The sequence below is a fragment of the Brevibacillus gelatini genome (genome assembly GCF_050920745.1).
Classification (GTDB): Bacteria; Bacillota; Bacilli; order Brevibacillales; family Brevibacillaceae; genus Brevibacillus; species Brevibacillus gelatini.
The window spans coordinates 4,036,287-4,051,755 of the sequence record NZ_CP154342.1; the positions used below are offsets into that span (position 1 = coordinate 4,036,287).

Genomic DNA, 15,469 nt, shown 5'->3' on the forward strand with positions numbered 1-15,469 from the left:
GCCACTCCTCTCCAATAGGCAAGAGCCAACGCCTTTTGGCGCATCTGTTTAGGTGTATAACTCATTCACGTTCATGTCGTTCATACCGAAACTTTATGCAACTCTTTGTATTAATATACATTCAGCATTATAAAAATGCAACGAGTTTTTTGACTTTGCGGACTCGTTGCATTTTGGAAAATCAGGCCATATGCGCGGTCAGGCTTGGGACAACGCCTCGCCGAGCGCTGCTATTGCCTGCTTTACCTCTTCGTCAGTCGTGATGAAGGAAGGCAGCAGACGGACTACTTGCGGACCGGCTGTCAGCAAAATCACGCCTTTGCTGCGTGCATAAGCAACCACGTCCCCTGCCGGAATCGCAAGCTCCACGCCGAGAAGCAAGCCTTTGCCCCGAACTGCGACGACCTTGTCGGGATGTTCGGCATGCAGCTTTTCCAGCTCCTGCATCAGCACATCGTGAATATGGGCTACCTTCTGCAAAATTTGCTCCTCTTCCATGGTCGCCAAGGTAGCGATTCCCGCCGTCGCCGCCAACGGATTGCCGCCAAACGTCGTTCCGTGCGACCCTGGCGAAAAGGCTGCTGCCACTTCCTTCGTGGCGACTACAGCGCCAATCGGGAACCCGCTGCCCAATCCTTTTGCCAGCGAGATTGCGTCCGGCTTCACCCCGTATTGCTGAAAAGCGAACCATGTTCCGGTGCGGCCAATTCCTGTCTGAATTTCGTCCACCAAAAGCAGCAAGCCGTGCTCGTCGCACAAGTCGCGCAGCGCTTTGACCCACGCTTCTTCTGCCGGATGCACGCCGCCCTCGCCCTGAACCAGCTCCAGCATGATCGCGCACGTCTTGTCCGTGATCGCTGACTTGACCGCCGCAAGATCGTTGTACGGTACGGTGACAAAGCCCGGCGGCAGCGGCGCAAAGCCGTCCTTGACCTTTTCCTGCCCGGTCGCCGTCAATGTCGCCAGCGTCCGCCCGTGAAAAGACTGCTCGAACGTAATGACTTCGAAGCGATTCTCACCCTTCACCTTTTGCGCGTAGCGGCGGGCCAGCTTAATCAGCCCTTCGTTGGCTTCCGCCCCGCTGTTGCAAAAGAACGCCTGATCCAGCCCGGACAGACGGCTCAGCTTTTCTGCCAAAATCTCCTGCTGCGGAATGTGCACCAGGTTGGAGCAGTGCCACAGCGTATCGAGCTGTTCGTGCAGCTTGGCTGTCACTTTTGGCGGGACATGCCCCAAAGACGTCACCGCAATCCCCGAAGTAAAATCGAGATATTGATTCCCCTGGTCGTCCCACACCTGATTTCCCTGGCCTTTGACCAGACTGATCGGCCATCTCGCATAGTTATTCATCACATGCACAGGCGCTGTCACTGTACTCATGTTCATTCCCTCCCTAATTTGCGTGATTCACGTTCATTCTGACTGTGGTTCCGACTGCTTCCCCCGCACATACGCCAAGAAGATCTTCCGCCGTCCCCCGGCAAATCACCACCTGGTCGACTCCCTCGCCGAGCGCATCCAGTGCTGCCTGAACCTTCGGGATCATTCCGCCGCTAATGATCCCGGACTGAATCATGTCCTGAATCTCCGCTGCGCTCGTCTGCGCTACGACTGCCTTGGTGCCGTCTGCTTGCGGACGCAGAATGCCCGGAACGTCTGTTACCATAATGAGCTTTTCCGCCGCGAGTGCCGCTGCAATCGCTCCTGCGGCTACATCGGCGTTGATGTTGTACGTATCCGCTCCATCCTCACTGACGGACAGCGGCGCAATCACCGGCACGTAGCCTTGCGCCAGAATCGCCTGCGGTATCGTCGTATCGACTTTCGTAATTTCTCCTACCCAGCCAAGCGGCTTTGCCGTTTTTTGCGCAATGAGCGTCTGACCGTCAATTCCGCTCACGCCCCACGCCTTGGCACCTGCCTGCGTCAACCGTCTCACCAGCACCTTGTTGATGCTCCCGCACAAAACCATTTCCACGACGCGCAGCGTATCCTCACAAGTCACACGCAGCCCGTCGACAAACTGGGGAACGATCTGAACGCGGTCCAGCATGTTGTTAATCGCCGGCCCGCCTCCGTGTACGATGACGATCTGCCTGCCTTCCTGCTGCAGCCTGGCGATTGCCTGAAAAAAAGAATCAGGCAACTGATCCATGGTGCTTCCGCCGCATTTGATGACGATGATTCCCTGCATTGTTTCTCCCCCTCTACGGATACACCGGAACAAGCGGCAGTCCCGTTTTCTCCGGCAGTCCGAACATGACGTTCATGTTTTGCACGGCTTGGCCTGCCGCGCCCTTCATCATGTTGTCGATCACCGACAGCAAAACGACGCGCCCTGTGCGCTGGTCCACATGAATCGCAATATCGCAGTAATTCGAACCGTAAACCTCTTTCGTACGCGGATGGCTTCCGGCCGGGCGCACACGGACAAACGGCTTGTCGGCATAAGTCGCTTCATACAGCTCCTGAATTTGCGCCTGGGTCACATCTGCAGTCAGATGTCCGTAAGCAGTGACCAAAATGCCGCGCGTCATCGGCACCAGATGCGGGGTAAACTGGATGACTGTCTCCACGCCGCTCTGCTTTTGCAGTTCCTGCTCAATCTCTGGTGTATGCTGATGGCTGCCTACCTTGTATGCATGAATGCTCTCATTGATTTCGCTGTAATGCACGCCAAGCGATACGCCGCGGCCAGCGCCGGACACACCTGACTTGGCGTCAACGATCCAACTGTTTGACTGCACCCAGCCGCTTTTCATCAAAGGAATCAAGGCGAGCAGGGTCGCTGTCGGATAGCAGCCCGGATTGGCAATGAGACTGGCCCCCGCTACCTGCTCCCGATTCCATTCCGTCAGGCCGTATACGGCTTGTTCTACATAGCTTGCGGGTGCTGGCTCCTTTTTGTACCACGCCTTGTACACCTCGCCTTTTTCCAGGCGAAAATCACCGGACAGATCAATCACCTTCACGCCGTTTTCTACCAGCTGTGGAGACAATCCGGCACTCACGCCCGCAGGTGTCGCGAGAAAAATAAGATCGTTTGCGGCGCTCATGCTTTCCGCGTCAATCGGCAAAAGCTTTGGCAGTCCCAATCCCGCTACGTGAGGAAAAGTTTTCTCCAGCCCTTCTCCCTCTGCGGAGCTTGAATAAACATTCGCTATTTCAACATGGGGATGACCAGCCAGCAGACGGATCAACTCCGCACCGCCGTAACCGGTTGCCCCAACGATTCCGACCCGAATCATGCACCTCTCTCCTTCTTCCTATCACCGACTTGTATTTTTATACATGAATAATAATAAAAATTCACACGAAATACAACTGGCAAATCTGACGCATGCAGGGCAGTATTATGCAAAAAACGCCCAGGTACTGTACCCGAGCGTCCTTTGTCCAACTCACATTATTTTTTGTCTGCAAGCCAGGCAGCGATGTTTTCCGCGTCTGTCCCTTTTACCAGACCAGGCGGCATCGAGCCTTTTCCGTTATTCAGCACTTCCAGAATCTGCTCCTTGCTTAGCTGACTGCCAATTTTTTGCAAATTCGGCCCGACAGCACCTTCCAGCGATTGTCCATGGCAGCCTGCACAGTTGTTTTTAAACAACGCTTCTGCCGTCGCCGCATCGTAGCTGCCAGATGGAGCTGTCGTCGAAGGCGTTTCCGCAGCAGGGGTTTCAGCAGGGGGCTGTGCCTGCTGATTACCGCCACAGGCAGCAAGCGAGAATGAAAGTACAGCCGCAACCGTAATCAATGGGATGCGTTTCAAGGCTGTTCCCTCCTTTTTATAGGAATTCTTCGCTCAGTATACCTCCACAACGCGCTCTTCATTCCTGTCACGCTACAAATTTCAGGACAAGGGCAGTTCGAGCGGATTCCATTCCCGCAGTTCCAGTGTCCGCGCGCCTTCTACAATAACCGGATCGCCTTCTGCCAGCTTGCGTGCTTCCTCCAGAGACTCGGCCTTGTAGATGACCATGCCTCCCTGCTTGTCTGTGAATGGACCAGCCATCACCACTTTCCCCTGCTTGTACAAATCATTGATATACGCCAAATGAGCCGGTCTGATTTTCGCATTCAATTCCTGATCGACAATCGGCAACAAAGCGACATACAACATGGATGAGCCCTCTCCTTTATTTTGCGTATTTGATTGCAGTATAACATATTTGCCAATCGGGGCATCGCAACAGCGTTTCCGGCAGCTACTTTAAAGCGCACTTTCGGTGTGGAGTATTCAATCAGGCATCACCAAAAGACGGCATGGAAGCCATGCCGTCAGGTGGGATTTTTCGCTCAGAACGCTGCCAAAAGCATAAGCCTTGCAGCAAAGAGCGGCTGTATATACAGTTCTAGCGCTTGATCTGCGCGCGCAGGTAGGCGTCGATAAAAGCGTCGATTTCGCCGTCCATCACGGCCTGAACGTTTCCTACCTCCATGTTGGTCCGGTGATCCTTCACCAGACTGTACGGATGGAAAACGTAGGAACGAATCTGGCTTCCCCAGGCGATATCCTTCTGTTCGCCCTGGATGGCAGCCAATGTTTTTTCCTGTTCTTCCCGCTTTTTCTCGAACAGCCGAGCCGTCAGCATTTTCATGGCCCGCTCCCGGTTTTTGATTTGCGAGCGCTCGGTTTGGCATGTCACCACAATGCCTGTCGGCAAGTGGGTAATCCGGACAGCGGAGTCGGTCGTGTTGATATGCTGACCACCCGCACCGCTGGAACGGTAGGTATCGATCTTGAGGTCTTCCGTGCGGATGTCCACGGCATTGTCGTCCTCGATTTCCGGGAGAACGTTGCAGGATACAAACGATGTATGACGGCGACCGGAAGCGTCGAATGGAGAAATGCGCACGAGGCGGTGCACACCTTTTTCCGACTTGAGATAGCCGTAGGCGTTGTACCCTTTTATCAGGAGCGTCACGCTTTTCACGCCTGCCTCATCCCCAGGCAAATAGTCCAAGGTTTCGACTTTAAAGCCTTTGGCATCTGCCCAGCGTGTGTACATGCGCAACAGCATGGAAGCCCAGTCCTGCGATTCAGTTCCGCCCGCTCCCGGATGCAGTTCCAGAATCGCATTGTTTTTGTCGTACTGATCGCTCAGCAGCAGTTCCAGCTCAAAGCGTTCAAACGACTTTCTCAGCTCCTGGGTGCTGTCGTACAGGTCCTGAATGAGCGACGCGTCGCCTTCTTCGATGACCAGCTCCAGCATCACCTGGAGGTCTTCGTATTGGGAGTCCAGCTTGCCCATCGTTTCGACGAGGCTTTTGATGGCGTTCAGCTCGCTGATTGTCTTTTGCGCAGCTTCGTTGTCATCCCAGAAGTCTGGAGCCAGCATGCGCTCTTCCAGTTCGCCGATCCGCTCCTGTTTTGCAGGGAGGTCAAAGAGACCCCCTGATATCCGCTAAACGTTTAGCCATACTGGACATCTCTTGTTTGATGTCCGCAATATCAATCAATGCCATTTTTGCGAGTCACCTTCTCTTTACGTAAGCTACGTTTATTGTAACGTAATTCGCCAGATCCGCAAACCTGCCAACCTGCCGTGCGTAAAAAGCGTGAATCGCCGCTTGTCTGCCATCTGCCCTGCTAGGTAGCCATTGGCGGTGATGGCGAGGAGCGCAAGCCGCGGGTTTCGTGCGGTTGTTTGCATTCCGGCTGCGGTGCCGCAACCACCACAGACAGATGCGATGGGCGAATCCGCGACGCTTTTTTGCAGATGTTTTGCTGCCTGCGCGCTTTCTTGCGTCCTCCATACGCTACTGCCGCCCGACTTTGCTCTGGCTGATCGAGCATGCCTTTTGGCGAGATCAGTACGCCTGGCGTCCAGTTCGGCTCCGGTATCTCGGTTTTCAGCCGTTCTTCATAGAAAACAGGATCTTCAGCCGTAAATACTTTTGGCTGCTCCCCTCGTTCCCCTTTGACGATCCATTTTACTTTTTTATGCTCCGCTGCCACTTTCAGCACAGCTTTCAGTGTATTCCCGATTCTTTCCATCACATTTTTGGTTTGTATGCCCATCACGTTGACTGTCGCTTTCATTGCCATTCCCCCGTCCCCGTGTATTTGGTAAAAAGTGTTGTACCTATGATTCTATGGATTTTTCCGAACATTTCCACCTGAATCGTTCGATGACTTTTACCAGTGTTAGACAAATAGACCGATCATAACAAACACGGAAGAACAGATCGGGACGAATACTGTCTAGGCATCAGGAAACAGTAAGAAAATCTCTTGGGCGGGTTTTACCAGTCTACACAAACGGCGCAACTGCGCTGCACAGAGAGCGTCTCCTGTCGATTGGAAAAGAAAAAGCATCCCTCCCGAAAGCGAACTGGCCGCTGTGAAGAGGAATGCTCTGTTTGCTATTGCTATGGTCAGGCGCAAGCCTTTACTGCTTTTTGTTTTGGCGACGGCGCTCCTGCTCCTGGGCACGGCGCTGTGCGCGGTTTTTCGGATCTGCATCGCCAGACGTCTCAGGGGTTGGGCGATCGGACGGACCTGATGTTTGCAGCTGATTCGGGTCGATGCCCTGGCCACGGATAACATCCTGACGCTCCAGGTTTTGGCTCACTTCGGCCTTCATGATGTACATGGCCACTTCTTCCTGTACGGAAGCCAGCATAGCTTGATACATCTCGTAGCCTTCGAACTGGTACTCACGCAGCGGATCGTTTTGCGCGTAGGCACGCAGGTGAATCCCTTGGCGCAGTTGCTCCATCGCGTCGATGTGATCCATCCATTTGCTGTCGACAGCGCGCAGAATGACCACTTTTTCGAACTCGCGCATCATCTCGCCGATTTGCGCTTCCCGCTCCTTGTACTGTTTGACTACTTCGTCTTTCAAAAGCTCGACGATTTCTTCCGCTTCCTTGCCTTTCAGCATGGAGACGGTAATGGTTTCATCGTGCAAGAAGCCGTTGTTCGCCGCATCGGCCAATGCTTGCAGATCCCAATCCTCCGGTACCTCTTCTTTTGGACAATGCTGCTCGACCGCACGCTCCAGTACGCTGAAAATCATGTTGAGCGCAACTTCGCTGAGATTTTCCTGCTCCAGAATTTCCTTGCGCTGCTTGTAGACGACGAGGCGCTGCTGGTTCATCACGTCGTCGTACTGGAGTACGCCTTTCCGTGCATCGAAGTTGGAGCCTTCGACGCGTTTTTGCGCAGATTCTACCGCGCGCGTAACCAGACGGCTCTCGATCGGCATGTCTTCTTCCATGCCCAGGCGGTCCATCATATTCATGATATTGTCTGCCCCGAAGCGGCGCATCAACTCATCCTGCATCGACAGGAAGAACTGCGAGGAACCAGGGTCCCCTTGACGCCCGGCACGACCGCGCAGCTGGTTGTCGATCCGGCGGCTCTCGTGACGCTCGGTACCGATGATGTGCAGACCGCCCAATTCGGCCACGCCTTCACCCAACTGGATGTCCGTACCGCGACCGGCCATGTTCGTTGCGATTGTCACCGCACCGTACTGACCTGCACGTGCGACGATTTCTGCCTCCCGCGCGTGATGCTTCGCATTCAATACGTTATGGGGAACGCCTTTTTGCTTCAGCATCTGCGACAGACGCTCCGAGTTTTCAATGGAGATCGTACCGACGAGAATCGGCTGGCCTTTTTTATGACGTTCGACGATGTCGTTCACAACCGCGCGATACTTGGCCGCTTCGGTTTTGAAAACGAGATCCGGCATGTCCTGACGGATCACCGGCTTGTTCGTCGGAATGACAACAACATCGAGACCGTAAATCTTTTTGAACTCTTCTTCCTCTGTTTTCGCCGTACCGGTCATACCGGCAAGCTTTTCGTACATACGGAAGTAGTTTTGCAGGGTGATGGTAGCGAGCGTCATGCTCTCGCTTTGTACACGCAGACCTTCCTTGGCCTCAATCGCCTGGTGCAAGCCGTCGCTGTAGCGGCGTCCCACCATCAGACGGCCCGTGAACTCGTCGACGATGACAACCTCGCCATCCTGCACCACGTAGTCCACGTCACGCTTGAACAGCACCTGGGCTTTCAGCGCCGCTGTAATGTGGTGGTTCAGGGTGATGTGTGCCGTGTCGTACAGGTTGTCGATGTTAAAGGCTTTCTCGACCTTGCTCACACCTTCGTCTGTCAGATTGACGATCTTCAGCTTTTCATCAATCGTGAAGTCTTTTTCCGGCTCCAGCCGCTTCACAAAGTGCGAGCAGATGTAGTACAGCTCTGTCGACTTGTTTGCCGATCCGGAAATAATGAGCGGTGTCCGCGCCTCGTCGATCAGGATGCTGTCCACCTCGTCAATGATGGCGAAAAAGAGCGGACGCTGCACCATCTGTTCCTTGTAGAGAACCATGTTGTCGCGCAAATAGTCAAAGCCGAACTCGTTGTTTGTACCATAGGTAATGTCACAGGCATAGGCGGCCCGCTTTTCTTCCGGGCTCAGTCCGTTTTTGTTCAGACCAACTGTCAGACCAAGGAAGTTGTACAACTGCCCCATGATCTGCGAGTCGCGCTCTGCCAGGTATTCGTTGACCGTTACGACGTGAACGCCTTTGCCAAGCAGGGCATTGAGGTAGGTCGCCAAGGTAGCCACCAAGGTTTTCCCCTCACCGGTTTTCATTTCGGCAATGCGGCCTTCCTGCAGCACCATACCACCAATGAGCTGAACATCGAAGTGGCGCATGCCCAAAACACGCTTCGACGCCTCGCGCACAACAGCAAACGCTTCGTTCAGGATTTTGTCCAGCGATTCGCCTTGCGCCAGACGAGCCTTAAACTCTGCAGTTTTCTCCCGCAGCTGCTCGTCGGAAAACTGGGATATGCTTGGTTCAAGCGCATTGATCGCTTCCACGCGCTTGAACATTTTTTTTACTTCACGTTCATTGCTGTCGCCAAATATCTTTTTAACGAGTCCTAACATGAGGACACCCCTTCCATATGCTTCCAAACAAAAAATATCGCACCACCTGGCGCGCCAGAAAAAAAGATGCCGATTCTACGAAAATAATACTTTCTAAAAAGCTATTTTAACAAATAGAGGCTGACATACACAAGTAAAGGGAGTTGCCAAAAGCAACTCCCTAGTCTTATACGAGTGAAGAATTGTAAAGTTTCGTTATTTTGGTTCAATCAAACCATAACGTCCGTCATTGCGGCGGTAGACCACGCTGACATCGTTGGTGTCGCTGTTTTGGAAAACGAAGAAGTTGTGTCCCAGCATATCCATCTGCATGACCGCTTCCTGCGCATCCATCGGTTTCAAGTCAAAACGCTTCGTTCTGACAATATCGATGTCAACATCTTCATCATCGACATCATGTATCATCACAGCTACTTGTTGACTGTCGCGCTGTCCGACTTTTGCAGCGGAATCAACTCGCAGCTTACGCATCAATTTCGTTCTATGCTTCCGAACTTGACGGTCCAGCTTTTCTGCCACCAGATCAATAGCGGCATACATGTCCTCTTGCGTTTCTTCTGCCCGGATAATCACCCCGCCAAGTGGGATTGTTACCTCGATTGTGCCTTCACCGCGACGTACATGCATGGTAACTTGTACATCTGCGGACGTAGTATCGAAGTATTTTTCGAGACGGCCGACTTTCTTTTCCACATACTCTTTTAATGCTTCGGTGACTTGAATGTTTTCTCCACGAATATGAAATTTCATGGTTCCAACCTCCTTCCGTCTATATATAGGTATTCGGCACCTCTGTAAATAATCCTGCTCCAGGCTTAAAAAAATCTTCGTAAATTTATTACAATCCGGCAAAAAGCGACAGAATTTTACCAATACTCGCTAGTTTCCCTATGCTATAATAATGATGGTAGTCACTCAATCCTATATCAAGGTCGTCATCGCACTGGAGGAATCCTCATGGCAGAGGTGAAACCTTCTCATTCCATTATTGGCACTACGCTCGCGAAAGATGTCTACAATGAGTACGGCCTGCTTCTATTGCCCGCAGGGGCAGTTCTTCATCCGAGTGACATTCGTCTTTTGGAGGCACATCAGGTTCAAGCTGTGCACGTCACTTCTGCGCCGGAAGCTCTTAGGCCGCCTCTGCCCATTCTGCATTGGAACGAGGCAGAAGCAGCCCGCGAGTACATTGCAGCTGTCAAACAAACCGAGCACCTTTTCAAACAGATCGCTACAGGTTCTGTTCCTCCCTTGCATCAGTTTTACAGCACCTTTTATCCTCTGCTGGACCAAGTGCTCCAGCGAGTGGGCTTTCTCCGGTTCCTCTACATCAAGGAAGGCTCGGAAAATTACACCTACCGCCATTCTCTCAATGTCGGAATCGTAGCAGCCCTGATCGGTAAAATTGTCGGACGACCCCCGGACGAAATCTATCGCTTGGGACAAGCCGGCCTCTTGCATGATGTGGGGAAGATCATGATCCCCGACGAGATTTTGTCCAAACCCTCACGTTTGAGCGATGAAGAGTACGAAATCATGAAACGCCACACGAGCTACGGCTACGAGCTGATCCTGTCGATGGAGGACGCTGACGAGTGGATCGCCAGGTGCGCCCTTATGCATCACGAGCGCCTGGATGGCAGCGGCTATCCTCATGGCTGCCAAAAGGAAGACATTCCTCTGGAGTGCCAGATCATCAGCGTAGCTGACGTATTCGACGCCGTTTGTACAGACCGCGTCTATCGTCGCGGCACTTCGCCTTTTCACGCTGCCAATGTATTGTGGGAGCTCGCATGCCAAGGTAAATTGAACCCTTTGGTCGTCTCGCGTTTTATCCAGTACATTATTTTGCTTTACGTCGGTTCGCAGGCGTTGCTCAGCAACGGAGACCATGTCGAGATCATCATGGTTCATACCGATGAACCGATGCGTCCACTCGTTCGCCGAGGAGATGAATTTCTGGATTTGCGCGAGCACCGCACACTTACCATCACCAGAATGATTAGCTAGACGTAAAAATCCCCCTGCGCCCGATCTGGCCAGGGGGATTTGCTGTCATCGTTATGATTTACAGTTTGACGACATTGGCTGCTTGTGGGCCGCGGTCGCCTTCCACAATATCAAACTCTACAGCTTGTCCTTCTTCCAATGTCCGAAAACCATCCGATTGGATCGCGGAAAAGTGAACGAATACGTCATCTCCATCTTCACGCTCGATAAAGCCAAAACCTTTTTCTGCATTAAACCATTTTACTTTGCCTTGCATGAAACAGCACAACCCTTTCTGTTGTAAAAATTTGGATAAAAATCCTGTGTGTACACTTCTAGTCTCTCCAAAATCAGGAGCCGCATTCTTCTATCTTGTTGAATATTTTTTCTCCAATCCTCTTACAACTACCCGTGACAGGAACAACGTGAGCACCAGGTACACGGCCGCCTCGGTCATATACGGCGGATAGCGTTCAAACGTACTCTTCGCCACGTTCATGGCGGCGTAGTTCAACTCTGGTGTCGCAATGACAGCGCAAAGGGAGGAATCTTTCAAAAGGGCAATAAATTCGTTCCCGATGGCAGGCAACATCCGGGTAAACGCCTGCGGCAAAATAATGAGCCGCATCGCCATCCCCTTCGTCATCCCGAGTGAGCGTGCCGCTTCCATCTGACCTGGATCGATCGATTGAATCCCTGCGCGGAAAATTTCGGCGATGTAGGCAGCTGCGTTAAGCGACAGCGCCACAAATCCGGAGTAGATCGCTTCCGGACTGCTCTCTCCAGGGTAAAGCAGTCCCCAGATGGACGGAATGACGGCGAAGTGGATCAGCAAAATTTGCACCAGCATCGGTGTCCCGCGAAAAAGTTCTACATAAATCGAGCATATCCACCGCCAAAAACGGTTCGACGACATTTTTCCCAAACTGATAAACAGTCCCAAAAACGTTCCGCAAACGGTAGCAACCGCCGTCAGTAGAATGGTATTGATAATGCCTCGGATAAACAGCTCGCGATATTCATAGATGACGCTCCAGTCCAATGGCGAGTCCTCCCTTCCTGTATGTCAGCACTGGAGTCATAAACACCGGGTACGTCCCGCGACGCACCCGGCTATTGACTAGTTGGTGCCAAAGTACTGGTTGTAAATTTCCTGGAGCTTGCCGTTTTCCTTGATTTTCTTCAGGCCTTCGTTGACTTTGTTCAACGCGTCTGTGTTGCCTTTTTTCACCATGATGCCGTAGTATTCTTTTTCAAACGAGTCGTCTTTAATCAGCTTGAACTTCTTGTCCTTGATTTTTTTCACGTAATATTGCAGTACGCCATTATCGCCAACAACAGCATCGACACGGCCGTTGAAGAAATCGTCCACGGACGAAGGCATGTCGTCATAGCCCATCAAGCCTTGATACGTGTCGCCAAACGCCTTTTTCACCACTTCTTCCCCTGTGGTTGCCGCCTGTACCCCGATCTTCATGCCTTTCAGATCGGCCAGCTTGGTCACTGGAGAGTCTTCTGCTACGAGAATGAGCTGATTGGCTTCAAAGTACGGTTCCGAGAAGTCGTATTTTTCCTTCCGCTTGTCCGTGATCGTGATCGACGAAATCCCGATGTCCACTGTACCTTTGTCCAGCCCGTCAAACAGCGGGTCCCAGCCTGTGTTTTTCCACTCGATCTTGAATCCGCCCGCTTCTGCGATTGCATTCATCACATCAATGTCATGGCCGCTGATTTTGTCCGCCTCCAGCATTTGGAACGGCGGATACGCTGCATCTGTTCCCACTACGTACACTTTTTCATCCGCGCCGGAGCTGGAGCCTGAGCCGCTCGCGCCAGTTCCCGAGCTTTGCTGGCCACCCGATCCACAGGCCGAGACCAGAAGCCCCACGCCTACGACCAGCACTAGAGATTTGAACCACTTTTTCCCGATACGCATTAAAAATCCCCCTTGTTTTCTCTCTGTATGCTTTACTTTTCCCCAGCACTGTCCACATGGAAATCACGTGTTTATTGCGTTCTCCACAAAGTTATCCACAATATTCACATGATTTTGTGCACAAGCTGGGTATAACTTTTTTCCTGCGCGTTCTGCGGCTCTTGTACTATGGTTACGGAGATGAGCTTTGACGTAGAACTGGAACTAGCAGCAAAAAGGCAGGATTCGTATATACCGGATATACTTCTATCCTGCATATAAAAATCCTGCCTGTTTATCAGAAAAATATGAATTATTCTTTTTCCGCCAAAATAATAACTTCTACCCGACGGTTGCGCGCCCGGTTCTCCTCGTTCGAATTGTCCACGAGTGGCCTGTATTCTCCCCATCCTGCCACGGTAAAACGGGAAGCCGGCAAAGAATATGCATCAACCATTTCCCGCATCACCGCAATAGCGCGGGCAGAGGACAGCTCCCAGTTGGACTTGTATGGGCTATGTGAGATCGGCACGTCGTCTGTGTAGCCCTCAATCCTCACTTTGTACGCGTAGCGCTGCAAGACACGTGCTACTGTGCCTACAACCTCTTTCCCCTGCTCCTCTAAATCAGCAGAGCCACTGGCGAACAAGATTTTCTCCGGAAGCCGGATGCGCAAGCCTTCTTCGGTCTCCTCGTAGTCCAGGTTCAGCTCGGCCAAAGCAGACGAGAGCTGGGTGTGCAACGTCTCCATGTCGCGCTCGCCTGTGTCCGGCATGCCGACAGGCGGTTTCGGCAAACCCGCTTGCTCCTGCTCCTCTGCGCCGTTCTTTTCCCCTTCGCCTGCGAGCAGCTTTTTTTGCCCCTCCAACTGGTGAATCTCGCGCTCCAGCTCCAGCTTTTGCAGATTCAGCAGATCGAGGCTCTCATGCACCTGCTTCAGGTTGGCTTGCTGCTCGGCCTGCTCCTTTTTGGCCGCTTCGCGCTGGGTCTGAATCTTCGTCATTTGCGTCGCCGCGATAATAATCACGATGACGAACAGCAGCGTAATCAAGTCGCTGTAGCTGATTAGCCAGCTTTTCTCGAGCTCTTTCTCATCGTACAACCGATCGTCAAGCATAGCGATCCTGCCTTTCAATCTTGCCCTTCATGCTGCCAGGCTCTTTGATGAGCACCAGCTTCTGATCGCCCGGCAAAAACGAGTTGAGCTTTTCAAACAACAAACGCGGCGTCTCCATCCGCTGCAAACCGACACAGCCCTCGATGTACAGCCGTTTTTCAAACATTTCCCGGTCGTACAAATCCATCATCCGGTAGTAGCACGGCAGCGCGAACAAGTTGGCAAGGAGCGCACCGTAGAGCGTGGCGACAACGGCTGCACTCAGGCTATGCCCTGTGAGTGCCATGTCTTCCAGCGATTTGAGCACCCCTGTCATCCCGAGCAGCGTCCCGACCAGCCCCATCCCCGGCGCCAGCAAGCTGATGAGCCGAAAGAAGCCTGCTGCCTGCTGGTAACGATACTGCTCGCCTTTCAGCTCGTTCTCCAGGATCATTCGCAGTTCTTCCTCAGGCACACCCTCGATCGCCAGCAAGCTGCCGCGCTGCACGAACGAGTCGCGCTCCTGCTGCAGCTCGCGCTCAAGTGCGATATATCCCTGTTCTTTCTGGACGAGCGCGTAGTAGTAGAAGCGCTTGATCGTCTCCTCGACGTTGCTTTCCCGCCCGTGAATCAGCAGACGGATGATTTTTTTCAGGTCGAGGTGCTTGCGCTTGATCGCGTAGGAAACCACTACAGCAAGCGCGACTAGCTCGATGGCGGTCACGTTCAAGAGGTCGGCGAGGTTTCCATTCAGGTAAACCGCGTGTATGAAAATGAGCAGGACGGCTCCGATCAAGGCGAGTGAGCGGCGTTTTGTGGACAATGGTGTCACCTTCCTAGCTTACAAACAGTTGTTTTTCAATTATAGCAGATGGAGAATGGTCAAATAGACAGACAAACGATCAATCTGAAAGCAATGATTAAAAATGTCGATAATCAAAACGTAAGGAAATTTTCGAAAAGAGGTGACCAACTGTGAATGCTATCCAACTGCAGCAAGCAGTTAGCATCAGTTTAACCAAGCAAGTGCAAGAGACTGTGCAAGCCCAAGCTTCTATGCTGCTGGAGGGCTTTGCTGAAACCCAGAAAAAAATGCAAGTGGCTCAGGCAAGTCATCCAATCTTGGGGAAAGCCATCGATGTTCGCGTGTAAAATTTGGAAAAGAAAACGGCCGGTTCTCCGGCCGTTTTTTTATTTTTTTCGATCGAAAAAAGCCCCGTAACCGTTCGGACCTGCTTCATTGTAAGAATTCATAGCGAGTTTTGTGCGCTGGAGGTTGTTTAGCTGTTTTTGTACGGCTTGTTTTCGGACATCCATCTTCGGGATAAGGCGCTGGTTGATTTCGTATACTTGCTCTAATTGTTGCTTTTGCGAAAACGATAGGGATTCGCTTGCCAACTCGTGTTTTTGTATTTGTAAAATCAGATTTTCTCGCTCATCCAACAAAGATAACCACTCTTCTGGTTCCGATCCCTTCACACTCACTACTTCTTCCAAACGTTGTGTTACCTTTAACAGACCATCTAAAAGACCTTCTACCGTCTTTTCCATTTTGAG

General features: G+C 52.1%; 17 protein-coding genes. 2 read left to right on the plus strand and 15 right to left on the minus strand.

The window, feature by feature from the left end; genetic code table 11:
* Nucleotides 1–198: 198 nt before the first annotated feature.
* From AAFJ72_RS19470 to hpf, 9 genes are all read right to left on the minus strand, one after another.
* Nucleotides 199–1,380, minus strand: a complete 1,182-nt coding sequence (locus tag AAFJ72_RS19470; RefSeq protein ID WP_432775355.1) for an aspartate aminotransferase family protein — start codon at nt 1,378–1,380, stop codon at nt 199–201.
* Nucleotides 1,381–1,393: 13 nt separating this feature from the next.
* The gene (gene argB, locus AAFJ72_RS19475) at nt 1,394–2,194 is read right to left on the minus strand and encodes an acetylglutamate kinase (RefSeq protein ID WP_432775356.1); all 801 of its coding nucleotides are present in this window, start codon (nt 2,192–2,194) and stop codon (nt 1,394–1,396) included.
* A gap of 13 nt (nt 2,195–2,207) precedes the next feature.
* Entirely contained in the window at nt 2,208–3,248 is a 1,041-nt protein-coding gene (gene argC / locus AAFJ72_RS19480; RefSeq protein WP_432775357.1) for an N-acetyl-gamma-glutamyl-phosphate reductase, read from the minus strand.
* Between the two features lie 158 nt (nt 3,249–3,406).
* The gene (cccB, locus tag AAFJ72_RS19485) at nt 3,407–3,769 is read right to left on the minus strand and encodes a cytochrome c551 (protein WP_122906200.1); all 363 of its coding nucleotides are present in this window, start codon (nt 3,767–3,769) and stop codon (nt 3,407–3,409) included.
* A gap of 81 nt (nt 3,770–3,850) precedes the next feature.
* On the minus strand, nt 3,851–4,120 hold the full coding sequence (locus AAFJ72_RS19490) for a YciI family protein (RefSeq protein ID WP_122906201.1): 270 nt from the start codon (nt 4,118–4,120) through the stop codon (nt 3,851–3,853).
* A gap of 232 nt (nt 4,121–4,352) precedes the next feature.
* Nucleotides 4,353–5,466 (minus strand): peptide chain release factor 2 gene (gene prfB, locus AAFJ72_RS19495; RefSeq protein ID WP_432775359.1). Its coding sequence is split into 2 segments (ribosomal slippage): nt 4,353–5,384 and nt 5,386–5,466, totalling 1,113 coding nucleotides; the frame shifts between segments, so codons are not numbered across the junction.
* A 124-nt stretch (nt 5,467–5,590) separates the two neighbouring features.
* Nucleotides 5,591–6,049, minus strand: a complete 459-nt coding sequence (locus tag AAFJ72_RS19500) for a hypothetical protein (RefSeq protein ID WP_432775360.1) — start codon at nt 6,047–6,049, stop codon at nt 5,591–5,593.
* A 343-nt stretch (nt 6,050–6,392) separates the two neighbouring features.
* Nucleotides 6,393–8,912, minus strand: coding sequence for a preprotein translocase subunit SecA (gene secA, locus AAFJ72_RS19505; protein ID WP_432775361.1), 2,520 nt, complete (start codon nt 8,910–8,912; stop codon nt 6,393–6,395).
* Nucleotides 8,913–9,107: 195 nt separating this feature from the next.
* Entirely contained in the window at nt 9,108–9,662 is a 555-nt protein-coding gene (gene hpf, locus AAFJ72_RS19510; RefSeq protein WP_122906205.1) for a ribosome hibernation-promoting factor, HPF/YfiA family, read from the minus strand.
* 207 nt (nt 9,663–9,869) lie between these two features.
* On the opposite strand from hpf, the gene AAFJ72_RS19515 reads away from it, so the two are divergent.
* Entirely contained in the window at nt 9,870–10,922 is a 1,053-nt protein-coding gene (locus tag AAFJ72_RS19515) for an HD-GYP domain-containing protein (protein ID WP_432775362.1), read from the plus strand.
* Between the two features lie 58 nt (nt 10,923–10,980).
* On the opposite strand, the gene AAFJ72_RS19520 is transcribed toward AAFJ72_RS19515, so the two are convergent.
* The 5 genes from AAFJ72_RS19520 to AAFJ72_RS19540 form a co-directional block, all read right to left on the minus strand.
* Complete coding sequence (locus tag AAFJ72_RS19520) at nt 10,981–11,178, minus strand: cold shock domain-containing protein (RefSeq protein ID WP_122906207.1); 198 nt, start codon at nt 11,176–11,178, stop codon at nt 10,981–10,983.
* A gap of 90 nt (nt 11,179–11,268) precedes the next feature.
* Nucleotides 11,269–11,943, minus strand: a complete 675-nt coding sequence (locus AAFJ72_RS19525) for an amino acid ABC transporter permease (RefSeq protein ID WP_122906208.1) — start codon at nt 11,941–11,943, stop codon at nt 11,269–11,271.
* Nucleotides 11,944–12,021: 78 nt separating this feature from the next.
* Nucleotides 12,022–12,837, minus strand: a complete 816-nt coding sequence (locus tag AAFJ72_RS19530) for a basic amino acid ABC transporter substrate-binding protein (protein WP_432775364.1) — start codon at nt 12,835–12,837, stop codon at nt 12,022–12,024.
* Nucleotides 12,838–13,129: 292 nt separating this feature from the next.
* Nucleotides 13,130–13,933 (minus strand): OmpA family protein, encoded by an 804-nt coding sequence (locus AAFJ72_RS19535; protein ID WP_432775365.1) that lies wholly within the window; start codon nt 13,931–13,933, stop codon nt 13,130–13,132.
* Complete coding sequence (locus tag AAFJ72_RS19540; RefSeq protein ID WP_122906211.1) at nt 13,926–14,735, minus strand: motility protein A; 810 nt, start codon at nt 14,733–14,735, stop codon at nt 13,926–13,928. The genes AAFJ72_RS19535 and AAFJ72_RS19540 overlap by 8 nt, the downstream gene beginning before the upstream one ends.
* Before the next feature lie 152 nt (nt 14,736–14,887).
* Between AAFJ72_RS19540 and AAFJ72_RS19545 the strand changes: the two genes are divergently transcribed.
* A complete protein-coding gene (locus tag AAFJ72_RS19545; RefSeq protein WP_432775367.1) occupies nt 14,888–15,064 on the plus strand; it encodes a putative motility protein in 177 nt (58 codons plus the stop codon).
* Between the two features lie 39 nt (nt 15,065–15,103).
* On the opposite strand, the gene AAFJ72_RS19550 is transcribed toward AAFJ72_RS19545, so the two are convergent.
* The gene (locus tag AAFJ72_RS19550) at nt 15,104–15,463 is read right to left on the minus strand and encodes a flagellar protein FliT (protein WP_432775368.1); all 360 of its coding nucleotides are present in this window, start codon (nt 15,461–15,463) and stop codon (nt 15,104–15,106) included.
* Nucleotides 15,464–15,469: the final 6 nt, after the last annotated feature.

Bases quoted from the DNA above. Each gene is read 5' to 3' on its own strand.
- AAFJ72_RS19470 (WP_432775355.1), bottom strand. From the start codon at position 1,380: ATGAGTACAGTGACAGCGCCTGTGCATGTGATGAATAACTATGCGAGA.
- argB (WP_432775356.1), bottom strand. From the start codon at position 2,194: ATGCAGGGAATCATCGTCATCAAATGCGGCGGAAGCACCATGGATCAG.
- argC (WP_432775357.1), bottom strand. From the start codon at position 3,248: ATGATTCGGGTCGGAATCGTTGGGGCAACCGGTTACGGCGGTGCGGAG.
- AAFJ72_RS19490 (WP_122906201.1), bottom strand. From the start codon at position 4,120: ATGTTGTATGTCGCTTTGTTGCCGATTGTCGATCAGGAATTGAATGCG.
- AAFJ72_RS19500 (WP_432775360.1), bottom strand. From the start codon at position 6,049: ATGGCAATGAAAGCGACAGTCAACGTGATGGGCATACAAACCAAAAAT.
- secA (WP_432775361.1), bottom strand. From the start codon at position 8,912: ATGTTAGGACTCGTTAAAAAGATATTTGGCGACAGCAATGAACGTGAA.
- hpf (WP_122906205.1), bottom strand. From the start codon at position 9,662: ATGAAATTTCATATTCGTGGAGAAAACATTCAAGTCACCGAAGCATTA.
- AAFJ72_RS19515 (WP_432775362.1), top strand. From the start codon at position 9,870: ATGGCAGAGGTGAAACCTTCTCATTCCATTATTGGCACTACGCTCGCG.
- AAFJ72_RS19520 (WP_122906207.1), bottom strand. From the start codon at position 11,178: ATGCAAGGCAAAGTAAAATGGTTTAATGCAGAAAAAGGTTTTGGCTTT.
- AAFJ72_RS19530 (WP_432775364.1), bottom strand. From the start codon at position 12,837: ATGCGTATCGGGAAAAAGTGGTTCAAATCTCTAGTGCTGGTCGTAGGC.
- AAFJ72_RS19535 (WP_432775365.1), bottom strand. From the start codon at position 13,933: ATGCTTGACGATCGGTTGTACGATGAGAAAGAGCTCGAGAAAAGCTGG.
- AAFJ72_RS19550 (WP_432775368.1), bottom strand. From the start codon at position 15,463: ATGGAAAAGACGGTAGAAGGTCTTTTAGATGGTCTGTTAAAGGTAACA.